Consider the following 12,817-nt stretch of genomic DNA (forward strand, 5'->3'; position numbering starts at 1 on the left):
CGATGGCGATTTTAATTTTAGCAGTGTTGTTGCCGAGTCATGTTAAAATTACGCTAGATCTTGTAGTTGTTTTTGAGTAGTTCTTTGGCTGAATTGAATCCTGCACTTATTCCCTTATCCCTGTATATCCATATGCCGTGGTGCGTACGTAAATGTCCGTATTGTGACTTTAACTCGCATGCCGTGCCTGATGGAAAATTGTCTTTAGACCTGGAGCGGGAATATCTGCATGCGCTGGTAGAGGACTTTAAAACTCAGGTTGATTTTGCCCAAGGCCGTTCGATTCATAGTGTATTTATCGGTGGGGGAACGCCGTCACTGATCTCTGCTGCAGGTTATCAATGGCTATTTACCGAACTGAAAGCACTGATTCCTTTTGAAGAGAATTGTGAAATCACACTGGAAGCCAATCCGGGTACAGTGGAGCATGATCCATTCGCTGGATATTTAGCAGCTGGTATTAATCGTCTTTCGATAGGCGTGCAAAGTTTTAATACCGAGCATCTGAAAAAGCTGGGCCGAATCCATAGCAATCAAGATGCGATCTCGGCGATTGGCTTGGCGCGTGACGCAGGATTTCAGCGAATTAATGTAGACTTGATGCATGGCTTGCCTGGACAGACACTGGAGCAGGCACTCAATGACCTGAAACTGGCAGTCGAGAATGGCGCTACGCATATTTCGTGGTATCAGTTAACCATTGAGCCGAATACCGTGTTTTTCCGTACTCAGCCGATTTTACCGGTCGATGAAGTACTGGAAGAGATTCAGGAACAGGGCGAGGCCTATTTAAAAGCCAATGGCTTTATCAATTATGAAGTCTCTGCCTGGCGTAAAGAATTGCCATCGGCACATAATCTGAATTACTGGCAATTTGGTGATTATCTGGCCATTGGAGCAGGGGCACATGGCAAAGTGACTCAACCGGATGGTGTTTACCGTTTCCAGAAAACCCGTTTGCCTAAAGACTATTTAGCCAAAGTGCCAGCAGAAAATTTGCAGTTTAAGCGCATCGAAGCGGTAGATATGCCGTTTGAATTTATGATGAATGCTTTACGTTTAAATGATGGCGTGGAAGCAAAGCTTTATCTTGAACGAACAGGCTATAGTTTGGATACACTGAGTGAATTATTGACTTCACTGCGCCAACGTCAACTGATGGTAGAAGATACAGAACGTCTGGCATGTACTGAGCAAGGTCACATCTTTTTAAACTCTGTGCTGGAAGAGTTTCTTTAATTGCCTAATCTATCTAAATAATTAATCAAGTTTAAAAAAGCCCGATGAGTTACATCGGGCTTTTTCTTCTCTCTCCACTATGCATTTAAGCCATTCGGATTAACGATACTTAGGCGGTAACTTGTGATGCGGGCCATTGTGATGGTTTTTGTTGAAGAAACCCTTATGGTCTTTCTTGCCAAATTTATCATGACGATCATGCTGGTTAAAATGCGCTTTAGGAGGTGCTTTATGGAAACCACCTTTATGCGGCATTGGTTTCTTATCAAAATGATGCGCTGATGGCGTTGGATGACGATGATCCGGTCCAGGAGCCGCCATTGCTGACATGGTAGCTGTTGTTGCGATCAAGCCAATCATTAAAGAAGAAACTAATTTATTCATGATAATACTCATATTTATTTAATGAGTTCATCATAGGAGTCAGTGATGTAGGGAAGATGGAGCTGTAGACAAGACTTTTGTAAATTTCAGGATTTCTGTCAAATTTGTATTTAAGTAGCTAATAAATAATAATTTTAATTAAAACTTCTATATTTTTATGGGCAATTTTTGATTTTAAAATCATCAAAATTCTTCTCAGTTTCTTCATGTTTTAACCTGATTAAAATTAGATGAAGAGATTTGGGACAAGATGATGAATGAAAAGCGAATATTTAATTATCTTTTAAATTTAATTAATTGATCTGGAAACTAAAATTAGCCAATTTAAGGTACAAAAAAAGCACTCTAATGAGTGCTTTTTTTCATCTTCGCAATATTAGATTGCAGTGATGTTAGTCGCTGTAGGACCTTTTTGGCCTTGAGCTACGCTGAAAGAAACCTTTTGGCCTTCAGCTAAAGTTTTGAAACCTGAACCTTGGATTTCGCTGAAGTGAGCGAAAACGTCTGGACCATTGTCTTGTTGAATGAAGCCAAAACCTTTAGTTTCGTTGAACCACTTTACTGTACCGGTAACTGTGTTAGACATAATATAACCTATTGAATCTTATGGATTTATAGTCAAAATTTCAGATGACTAGCTGTAACTTTGAAAAATAAAAAGGATGGAGCTTATTGATCTTTAAAACGAAGGTTTATGACTAAAACTGCGATACTTAAAAGAAGACTAACCAAAACAAGAATTTTTCTAGTTATCGCCATCATACCCTGTATTTATAGATATTCAAGTAAATTATATGGATTATTTAATAGGCGTCTGAAAATTATAGATATAAATTTGTGTAGTTTGTGTACGCAGCAGATTTTTCTTTGTATCAAGTCATCATGTTGACACATGAAAAAGAGCGCCGTAGCGCTCTTTTTAAAGCTAAAACCTAAACTTTTGACTTAGTAATCAAAGCTGAAATGTTCTGCTGCCAGTGAAGTCATGGTCTTTGATGGATTCACCATTGCTTCCGCATGGCCTTGGGCACGTGGCAATAAACGCTCAAAGTAGAAATCCGCAGTTTTGATCTTCGCTTTGTAGAACTCTGGAACTTCTGCACCATCACCAGCAACCAGTTTTGCTGAAGCAACCGCAGCTTGTTGTGCCCAGAAGTAAGCCATCATGACGTAACCCGAGAACATCAAGAAGTCCACAGAAGCAGAGGATACGATATCACGGTCTTTACGTGCTGCCAGCATGATACGTACAGTGAGTGCGTTCCACTGTGCACATAGCTTGGTCAGATCCCAGGCAAAACGGCGCATGTATTTATTGCGTGCATGCTGACCACAGAATTTCAGAATTTCAGCGGTGTAATCACGAATCACTTTACCTTTAGAGGTCAGCAGGACTTTACGGCCAATCAGGTCAAGCGCCTGAACGCCAGTCGTTCCTTCGTACAGGGTAGAGATACGTGAGTCACGAACGATTTGCTCCATGCCCCATTCTTTGATGTAACCATGACCACCAAATACTTGCATACCGTGGTTCGCTGCTTCATAACCCATTTCAGTCAGGAAGCCTTTCAGAATAGGGGTATAGAAACCTAAGTGATCATCCTGCTGTTCAAATTCAGCAGTATCACCACGCAGCAGGGCATCATTCATGTTATCTGCAATTTGTGCTGCATGATAGATCATGGCACGACCACCTTCAGCAATCGCTTTCTGGGTCAATAGCATACGGCGCACATCGGCATGGTGAATGATCGCATCCGCTACTTTTTCTGGATCTTTTTTGCCAGACAGGGCACGCATCGACATACGTTCTTTAGCATATGGCAATGCACCCTGGAACGATAATTCAGCATGACAGATACCTTGGATTGCGGTACCAATACGCGCGGTATTCATGAAGGTAAACATGGCATGCAAGCCTTTGTTTGGCTCGCCAATTAAATAACCTACTGCATTGTCAAAGTTCAGTACAGCGGTTGCAGAGGCGCGGATCCCCATCTTGTGTTCAATCGAACCACAGTTCACCGCATTGCGTTCACCGATACCACCATCTTCAGTAGCAATGAATTTCGGTACGATGAATAAAGAAATGCCTTTGGTGCCTTGTGGCGCATCTGGAAGACGTGCCAAAACGATGTGTACGATGTTTTCAGTTAAATCGTGTTCACCCGCAGAAATGAAGATTTTAGTGCCTGAAATGGCATAAGTACCATCAGCTTGTGGTTCAGCTTTAGTTTTTACCTGACCCAGGTCAGTACCACATTGTGGCTCAGTCAGACACATCGTACCTGACCAGGTACCTGCAACCAGATGCGGTAAATAGGTATTTTTCTGTTCATCAGTACCATACTGGATAATGGTATTGATACAGCCCACGCTCAAACCTGGATACATCTGGAAAGACCAGTTCGCTGTACCCATCATTTCTGATTTGATCAGGTTTAAAGACATCGGCAGGTTTTGACCGCCAAATTCCTCAGGATAAGACAGACCTTGCCAGCCACCTTGTACGAACTGATCATAAGCTTCCTTGAAGCCTTTCGGTGTACGTACTTCGCCATTTTCAAAATGACAGCCTTCTGCATCGCCGGTCTGGTTCAGCGGAGAAAGTACATTTTCACAGAAATCTGCCGCACCTTCTAGGATCATGTCTACCGTATCTGCATCGGCATATTCGCCATTTGACAGTTTTTGGTAATGTGCAGGGTAATCAAGCACTTCATTCATTAAGAAGCGAATATCACGTAAAGGAGCTTTATATGCTGGCATGCGTTTAATCCTGATTAAAATAGTTTTGGATTATCTGTATCGATTCTATGATTATTCACATTGGGGATAAAAAAACATTGATAAAGACAACAAATAAAAATGTCAGAAAAGCGAATCGAGAAGATCAGACAAGTTTAAAGATTAAATAAAGGAACTCTCCATCTTTAAATAAGGCACTTATATTGAAAAATGCTTATCTGTCTGGACTTTAATCAACATTTAGGGAGATTGTCTAGGGGGTTTTTTGTATGAATTGTACACGAATGTTAGGGTCTAATCATTGGATAAATCATGTCATTAAATCCAATTTAATTTTATTATTTTTAATGAAAGGAAAAGAGCGAACGGATTAATGGCTAACCCGTTCATCTCAAAAATATTCAGAATTAAAGAAAATCTTTCAACTCAGGTTTTACTCCGTTCCAGATATAAAAAGATTCAATGGCCTGACCGACTAGCATGCCGAAACCTTCAGAGGTAGGGATGCCACGGGCTTTGGCTTGATCCAGGAACGTGGACGGTTTGCCATAGGCCATTTCATAGGCATGTTTAAACTGTAGAGCTTCAGGTAGTACCAGCGCATCACCGCTAAGACTGGCAGAAGTCGCATTAATTACGATATCAAACTTACCGGCCAACTCAGTTAAGGCAATGGCTTGTAACTCCGCTTGAGGCACAGCGTCTTTTAGATCGGCAACCAGTTGTTCTGCACGTGACAAAGTACGGTTAGCAATGACAATCTTCTTCACACCGGCTTGTACCAATGGATAGATAACGCCACGGGTCGCACCGCCAGCACCAATAATCAGGATATCAGTATTTTCCAGAGTCCAGTCAAGAGCACGAATAGCCTCGACTAAGCCTTGTCCGTCAGTATTATCGCCATGCAGAATGCCATCTTTCATCCATAGGGTATTCACGGCTTTGGCGATTTTGGCGCGTTCGGTGAGGACTTGGCATTGGGCAAAGGCCTGTTCTTTGAAGGGCACAGTCACATTCATGCCAATACCGCCCTGAGCAAAAAATTCCTGGATATTGGTTGTGAAACCATCCAGTGGAGCAAGGCGTTTGGTATAGGTCAGATCGACCCCGGTTTTGGTAGCGAAAGCCTGATGCAGTTCAGGAGAGCGTGATTGTTCGATGGGGTTGCCAATAACGGCAAATTGCTTGCTCATTTCACCATATCCATGTGCAGAAATGGCCATTAATATACGTGAAAATGCAGGAGGGCTAAAGCCTGTCAGTAGTGAAAAGCAGGCTAAAGATTAAAGGTTTAAGAACTACAAATCTCAATAATATGTTCGACAAAAAGCAAGGCCATACTAAATAAGGTTCCGGCAAGCGTGAGGACACTCACAAAAATGGCAACTACATCTAAAATCAGGTTATGACTGATGACAGCGGTACTAATCGCACTAATACCCAGCGCCAGAAATAGCCAAAAGGCCAACGTAGCAGGATTAAGGTGAAGCTTAAACATTGTTATTTTTACCTAGCAGAATTTATCTTTATCAGAGTCAAGATTAAGGAGTAGATCCTGAAATATCTTTCTGAGTTGCAGTATAGAGGATTTATCCATTAAAAAAGCCCTCCATCTGAGGGCAATTTGTATTTAAATATTTTGATTGCTTTATTTTGTTTTTAATTCTGTTAACCAGTCATGCGGTTTAAGGTAATAATCGGTCAAGCATTTTTCTGCTGATCCTTCAGCCCATTCCGGGCGATATAACCAACCGGTAAGAGGTGGCAGGCTCACCAGAATTGATTCAATCCGGCCACCCGTCTGCAGGCCAAACAGTGTGCCACGGTCATATACCAGATTGTATTCCACATAACGGCCACGACGATACAGCTGGAAATCACGTTGTGCTTCAGTATAAGGCTTGTCTTGGTTACGCTGGAAAATTGGCAAAATGGCCTCTAAATAGCCATTGCCTACAGCCTGCATATACTGAAAACAGGTTTCAAAATCCCATTGATTCAAGTCATCAAAGAATAGGCCACCGACACCACGCTGCTCATCACGATGTTTTAGATAGAAATAATCATCGCACCATCTTTTATGTTCCGGATAAACCTCTTCGCCAAATGGAGCACAGAGATCATGCGCCGTCTGGTGCCATGAAAGCACATCTTCATCATTTGGATAGAAAGGGGTAAGGTCAAAACCGCCACCAAACCACCAGATCGGATCCTGACCTTCTTTTTCCGCCACAAATAAACGTACATTGGCATGTGACGTTGGAACATTCGGATTTTTAGGATGGATGACTAAAGATACACCCATGGCTTGAGCTTTGGCTCCGGCTATATTCGGATGACGTTCAGTGGCGGAAGCGGGCAGTTTGGAAATATTGATGTGAGAGAACATCACACCGCCTTTTTCAATCACCGTACCATTTTGCAGCACACGTGAACGGCCGCCGCCACCTTCAGGACGTTCCCAGTCATCAATCACAAATTCAGCTGTACCGCCACCGGCATGTTCCTGCTGTTCCAGCGCGGCACAAATACGGGCTTGCAGGTCGAGGAGAAAGTCGTGAACGCGTTGAATATCTGCAGAGGTAGGATGCTGCATCAGAACCCTCATAGGGAAATAAAAAGACTGCTTACATCAAAGCATAAAATGGCCTAAAAATTAAGGTGTTTTTCTGGATGCTCACCATCTGTAACAACATTCAACCTAATGTTTTAGAAGGATGTGTAGTGCATTAAATCCGACCAGACTACTAGGTTGAATTCTTTTTTTGAGCTCCGCACAATAACCTCAACAGCGCTCTATGCAGCGCATTAACCTGACTGATAAGGTGGTAGGCATTCATGACTGTGCAGGCAAATTCTCTCATTCAAAAATATAATGTCCCCGGTCCTCGCTACACCAGTTATCCAACCGTCCCTTATTGGGAAGAGTCAGGATTTTCACTAGAGCTTTGGAAGCAGACACTAAAACGTTCTTTTCAGGAGTCGAATGCGACTGAAGGAATCAGCCTGTATATCCATCTACCATTTTGTGAAAGTTTATGTACCTTTTGTGGCTGTCATAAACGGGTGACCAAACGTCATGAGGTCGAGCAGCCGTATATACAAGCTGTGCTGAAAGAATGGGATCTGTATTGTGAGTTATTAGAAGAAAAACCCGTCATCAAAGAAATTCATCTCGGCGGTGGGACACCAACGTTCTTTTCAATTGAACATTTAACCCAGCTCATTCAAGGCATTTTGTCCAAAGCCGAGATTGCAGCAGAACATGAATTCAGCTTCGAAGGTCACCCAAACAATACTACGCGTGAGCATTTGCAAGGCTTATATGACCTGGGCTTTCGTCGGGTCAGTTATGGCGTGCAGGATTATAATGAAACCGTACAAAAAGCCATTCACCGGATTCAGCCTTATGACAATGTCAAACAGGTCACCGAATGGGCGCGAGAAATTGGTTATGAATCGATTTCGCATGATCTGGTTTTTGGTCTGCCATTTCAAAGTCTGGAGGATGTCTTAAATACCATCGATCAGACCAATTCCCTATTACCAGACCGTCTGGCTCTATATAGCTATGCGCATGTGCCTTGGATTAAAGGGAATGGCCAGCGCGGTTTTAAAGATGCGGATGTACCGAAAGATGAGATCAAGCGTCAGTGCTATGAAGAGGGTAAGAAAAAGCTCTTGGCGCATGGTTATCATGAAATTGGTATGGATCATTTTGCGCTAGAAAAAGACAGCATGTACCAGTCCTTTCAATCTGGAACTTTGCACCGCAATTTTATGGGTTATACCGCGTCTAAAACTCAGGTGATGATCGGACTCGGAATCTCTTCGATTAGTGATAGCTGGTATAGCTTCGCACAGAATGTGAAAACCATTGAAGAATATTATGAACTGCTAGAGCAGCATCAGATTCCAGTGGTAAAAGGGCATATCCTGACTCAGGAAGACCTGATCATTCGTAAACATATCCTGAATCTGATGTGTAGTTTTACTACTTCATGGGAAAGTGGAGACATACAGTTTGCTGAAATTGATGAAGTGCTAAAGCAGCTGGTGGAAATGCAGCAGGATCAGCTAATCAAAATTGAAGACTCTTCAGTCACGATTTTGGAGAAAGGGAAACCATTTGTACGCAATATTTGCATGGCTTTTGATTTACGTTTAAAGCGTCGTATGCCAGAGAACCGGATTTTCTCAATGACGATTTAAGAATCCCTCTTAGGATCTTATAAATCCCTCCAAACCTCCCTTTAAAAAAGGGAGGCTTCCCTATACTTATACAAAAGGAAATTCCCCCTCTTTGAAAAAGAGGGGGCAGGGGGAGATTCTTTTAAAAATCTTCCTTCTGATACATATGCGCCATACGCTCATGCTTGGTTTTGAGGTATTGCTCATTGAATGGATTCAGACCCACAGTGAGTGGTACACGGTCCACTACATTAATGCCTTGCTCTTTCAGTGCATCAATTTTTAAAGGGTTATTGGTGATCAGGCGGACGGCTTTTACACCTAAGTGATCCAGCATGATGCTGCACATATCATATTGACGTGCATCTGCCGGTAAATTCAGCATCAGGTTGGCATCGACCGTATCATGTCCCTGGTCTTGCAAGGCGTATGCACGGATTTTATTGGTCAAGCCAATTCCGCGTCCTTCCTGACGTAAATAAAGAATGACACCGCGACCCACTTCATTAATCAGTTTTTGTGTTGCCTGGAGTTGAGGGCCACAGTCGCATTTTAATGAAGCAAAGGCATCACCGGTTAAACATTCAGAATGTACACGGACCAGCACAGGTTCATCACTTGGTTCTTCTAAGCCTTTAGAAAGAGCGACATGTTCTTCGCCAGTTTTAGGGTCTTGAAAAACAGTAATTTTAAATTCACCATGAGCGGTCGGTAATCTTGAAGTTGCGACAAATTCGATAGGCACAGCTGAACCCGTAAAATCCTAATAAAGTAGCTAAAGTATAGCGTAATGCTTAAACATTAGTAGAATTGCTCAGCTGAATTTATGAAGAACATTTTCTTTTTTGTAGAAAGCGAACGATAATAGTTGATAAATAGTAAGATTATTCAGGATAATCGTAGCCTGCAAATTTTTCACCCCGACGAGATCGCTGTTTAATATTGCATCGCTAGAAGCGTAGCTGAATTGAAGCTGCTACAATTCAACTATATGATCGGTTATTCCCCATTGACCTAGCTTAAGATTTTGCCAGGCTTTAGAAGGCTTTGCCATATATGCTGTATACAGAAATACCAACTCAACGCCCTGTAACACCGTTGCTTGATGCGATCGATCATCCTGAGCAACTGCGTGCACTCGAGCAAAGCCAGCTCACACAAGTGGCGGATGAGTTACGTCAATTCATTTTGTATGCTGCGGGTCAGAGTGGTGGACACTTTGGGGCCAATCTGGGTGTGATTGAGCTTACTGTCGCTTTACATTACTGCTTTAATACGCCACATGATCGCCTGATCTGGGATGTGGGTCATCAGGCTTATCCGCATAAGGCGTTGACCGGACGTCGTGAACAGCTCACTACAATCCGTGCCAAAGATGGTCTGGCCGCATTTCCGGCGCGTGAAGAATCCGAATTTGATACTTTTGGGGTAGGGCATTCATCTACCGCAATTTCTGCTGGTCTCGGCATGGCTTTGGCACGCCGTTATCAGAACAACCCGTGCGAAGTCGTATCAATCATTGGTGATGGTGCCATGACAGCAGGTATGGCCTTTGAAGCTATGAATGATGCTGTGGCACATCAGGCTGACCTGATGGTGGTTCTGAACGACAATGATATGTCGATTTCATGTAGTACTGGTGGTTTTGCCAAGCATCTCGCTGCAATTTGGGAGCGTGGCGAATTCGTCAATGTGACTGAAGATGGTGAGGCTTATGTACAGCCACATCCGGAATGGCTATATAACTCACGTTTACATCAGGCTGCAACTGATGCCGCAGATAACCTGTTTAAAGCCATTGGTTTTGACTACTTCGGTCCTTATGATGGCCATGATGTAAAACAGCTGGTACACGTCTTTAAAGCCTTGAAAAAACGTAAAGGCCCGCGCCTAATCCATATTTATACCAAAAAAGGTAAGGGCTTTGCGCCAGCAGAATGTGACCAGATTAAATACCACGCCATTAGTAAACTTAATGCAGTTGCAGCCCCTAATCCAGCACCGAAATATTCGGATGTATTTGGACAATGGTTATGTGATGAAGCAGCACAGGATAAACGCCTATTGGCGATTACTCCGGCAATGTGTGAAGGTTCAGGCATGGTGCAGTTTGCCAAAGAATATCCTGAACGTTTCTTTGATGTGGCCATTGCAGAACAGCATGCAGTGACGCTTGCCGCTGGTATGGCTTGTGAAGGTTTAAAACCGGTCGTCGCAATTTATTCAACTTTCCTGCAACGTGGATATGATCAGTTGGTCCATGATGTAGCGCTGCAAAATCTGGATGTGACGTTTGGGATCGATCGTGCCGGTCTGGTTGGTGAAGATGGTCCAACGCATGCCGGTGCCTATGACTATGCCTATATGCGTACCATTCCGAATCTGGTGATCATGGCACCAAAAGATGAGAATGAGTGCCGTCAAATGTTGCATACGGCTTATCTGTATCATGGTCCGGCAGCAGTACGTTATCCGCGCGGGAATGGACTGGGTGTTGAAATCCAGAAAACCATGACCGAGATGCAGATCGGTCAGGCAGAATTGTTGCTCAGTCTGAACGAACAATATGATGAATATATTTCAATTCTAGCGTTCGGTAGTCGGGTTCAAGCCGCCGTTGAAGCCGCTCAAGTATTTGCCAGCAAGCATGATGTGGGTGTACGCGTAGTGAATATGCGTTTCATCAAACCACTGGATACCAAAATGTTAAACCAGCTGGCCCATTCAACCAGTCTGTTTGTCACTGTGGAAGAACATGCAGTCATGGGTGGCGCAGGAAGTGCAGTGAATGAGTACCTGGCTGAAGTTCAGATAGTTAAACCAATCCTGAATCTAGGTTTAGCGGATAGCTTTATGGCACAAGCAACACATAGCCAGATGTTGCAGCAGGCAGGACTTGATAGCCAAGGCATTGAAAAATCAATCAATGAAGCCTGGTCAAAGCTAGGTCAAAGCGTCCTGTTATAAACTCTTAAAAAGTTTCGACACATTTTTTCCCAAAAAGCCCGGATATTTGCTAAAATATGCGGGCTTTTATGCATTATTCTTTATCAGTATCTTCAAATTTGTAGTGGGTGTTCAATGGAACCTATGGTGGTGATGGCTGCGCGTGCGGCTCAATTAGTTGGTCAAGAGCTTTTAAAAGCGCATCAAAATCGTCATAAACTCGATCTGCAAGTCGAAGAAAAAGGCATTGATGGTCCGGTAACGCGTGTAGATCGTTATCTGGAACAGTTGACCATCGATACTCTACGTAAAAGCTATAAAAATCACAGTTTCCTTGGTGAAGAATTTGGTCTGCAAGAAGGTAAAGGTCACGACGCTGATTGGTGTTGGGTGATCGATCCGCTTGATGGCACACTAAACTTTATCAACGGTTTTCCGCATTTCTGTATCTCTATCGCAGTTCAGCACAAAGGTGTAACTCAACACGGTGTTATTTATGACCCTGTGAAAGATGAGCTATTCTCTGCGAGCCGTGGTCGTGGTGCGATGCTGAACCAGCGCCGTATCCGTGTAAATGTTAAAGACAGTCTGAACAATACTTTCCTGGCAGTAGGCCATGCTTACCGTACTAAACGTAACGGTGAAGTAGTCTCTTATGCCAAGAATCATTTTGATGCATTGCTCAATGTAACTGAAGCAGGTGCACAATTCCGTCGTGGTGGTTCAGCTGCCCTGGATCTGGCTTATGTAGCTGCTGGTCGTCTTGATGGTTACTTCGAGCTTGGCTTGAAACCTTGGGATATTGCAGCAGGCGAGTTAATCGTGAAAGAAGCGGGTGGTACTGTGGTTGATGCGCGTGGTGGTAGCGATTCTATGGAAAATGGTCAAGTTTTGGCTTGTTCAATGAAAATGCTGAAACCTCTTATGCAAGCAGTTGTTCCTGCTTGGGGTGAGGCAGCGAAATAATCGGGTTTAACGCCGTAAATCGAATATTAAAAAGGTATCTCTCGGGATGCCTTTTTTATTTTTTGAAAATAATTACGAAATAAATATCTTCATATTTAGATGATTCACAGCCTTGATAAAAAGAAAATTGACCGGCTGGAGAATTAATTACATTTCTTTTCTTGGTTAAGTCTTAGAAATTGATGAAGAAATTAGCAGTTAAACAAAATAATCTGAAAAGCGGATGACTTTATGAATAATCCTGCTATAATCTGCGCACGCACTTAATTTCTGTTCGTTACCTGAACATTTCTCTTCTTATCATTGTGTATGCGCGTGCGGTCCAAAGAGAGGACGATAT

Annotated in this window: 11 protein-coding genes; 4 read left to right on the plus strand and 7 right to left on the minus strand. The window is 43.0% G+C overall.

Translation table 11 applies throughout. The features are described 5' to 3' along the window. The first annotated feature begins 84 nt into the window (after nucleotides 1–84). Entirely contained in the window at nucleotides 85–1,239 is a 1,155-nt protein-coding gene (gene hemW, locus AC4MCC_RS01905) for a radical SAM family heme chaperone HemW (RefSeq protein ID WP_491876496.1), read from the plus strand. 99 nt (nucleotides 1,240–1,338) lie between these two features. Here hemW and AC4MCC_RS01910 read toward each other — a convergent pair whose 3' ends face one another. The 6 genes from AC4MCC_RS01910 to hemF form a co-directional block, all read right to left on the minus strand. Continuing rightward, nucleotides 1,339–1,623 carry a hypothetical protein gene (locus tag AC4MCC_RS01910; protein WP_419374503.1) on the minus strand — a complete coding sequence of 95 codons (285 nt, stop codon included), beginning with the start codon at nucleotides 1,621–1,623 and terminating at the stop codon, nucleotides 1,339–1,341. 376 nt (nucleotides 1,624–1,999) lie between these two features. Beyond that, entirely contained in the window at nucleotides 2,000–2,209 is a 210-nt protein-coding gene (locus AC4MCC_RS01915; protein ID WP_004786992.1) for a cold-shock protein, read from the minus strand. 359 nt (nucleotides 2,210–2,568) lie between these two features. Then, nucleotides 2,569–4,392, minus strand: a complete 1,824-nt coding sequence (locus AC4MCC_RS01920) for an acyl-CoA dehydrogenase C-terminal domain-containing protein (RefSeq protein ID WP_166135889.1) — start codon at nucleotides 4,390–4,392, stop codon at nucleotides 2,569–2,571. Nucleotides 4,393–4,778: 386 nt separating this feature from the next. Further along, on the minus strand, nucleotides 4,779–5,567 hold the full coding sequence (aroE, locus tag AC4MCC_RS01925; RefSeq protein ID WP_491876497.1) for a shikimate dehydrogenase: 789 nt from the start codon (nucleotides 5,565–5,567) through the stop codon (nucleotides 4,779–4,781). Nucleotides 5,568–5,665: 98 nt separating this feature from the next. After that, the gene (locus AC4MCC_RS01930; protein ID WP_491885628.1) at nucleotides 5,666–5,872 is read right to left on the minus strand and encodes a hypothetical protein; all 207 of its coding nucleotides are present in this window, start codon (nucleotides 5,870–5,872) and stop codon (nucleotides 5,666–5,668) included. Between the two features lie 150 nt (nucleotides 5,873–6,022). Beyond that, nucleotides 6,023–6,970: an oxygen-dependent coproporphyrinogen oxidase gene (gene hemF, locus AC4MCC_RS01935; RefSeq protein ID WP_491885629.1), complete on the minus strand. Its 948-nt coding sequence runs from the start codon at nucleotides 6,968–6,970 to the stop codon at nucleotides 6,023–6,025. Between the two features lie 242 nt (nucleotides 6,971–7,212). Between hemF and hemN the strand changes: the two genes are divergently transcribed. Beyond that, nucleotides 7,213–8,586: an oxygen-independent coproporphyrinogen III oxidase gene (gene hemN, locus AC4MCC_RS01940; protein WP_491885630.1), complete on the plus strand. Its 1,374-nt coding sequence runs from the start codon at nucleotides 7,213–7,215 to the stop codon at nucleotides 8,584–8,586. Between the two features lie 121 nt (nucleotides 8,587–8,707). On the opposite strand, the gene ribA is transcribed toward hemN, so the two are convergent. Continuing rightward, nucleotides 8,708–9,310 carry a GTP cyclohydrolase II gene (gene ribA, locus AC4MCC_RS01945; RefSeq protein WP_004786979.1) on the minus strand — a complete coding sequence of 201 codons (603 nt, stop codon included), beginning with the start codon at nucleotides 9,308–9,310 and terminating at the stop codon, nucleotides 8,708–8,710. A gap of 311 nt (nucleotides 9,311–9,621) precedes the next feature. On the opposite strand from ribA, the gene dxs reads away from it, so the two are divergent. Then, complete coding sequence (dxs, locus tag AC4MCC_RS01950) at nucleotides 9,622–11,532, plus strand: 1-deoxy-D-xylulose-5-phosphate synthase (RefSeq protein WP_491885631.1); 1,911 nt, start codon at nucleotides 9,622–9,624, stop codon at nucleotides 11,530–11,532. A gap of 114 nt (nucleotides 11,533–11,646) precedes the next feature. Continuing rightward, the gene (locus tag AC4MCC_RS01955; protein ID WP_004786976.1) at nucleotides 11,647–12,477 is read left to right on the plus strand and encodes an inositol monophosphatase family protein; all 831 of its coding nucleotides are present in this window, start codon (nucleotides 11,647–11,649) and stop codon (nucleotides 12,475–12,477) included. Nucleotides 12,478–12,817: the final 340 nt, after the last annotated feature.

Source organism: Acinetobacter sp. CAU_H_56 (assembly GCF_058599425.1).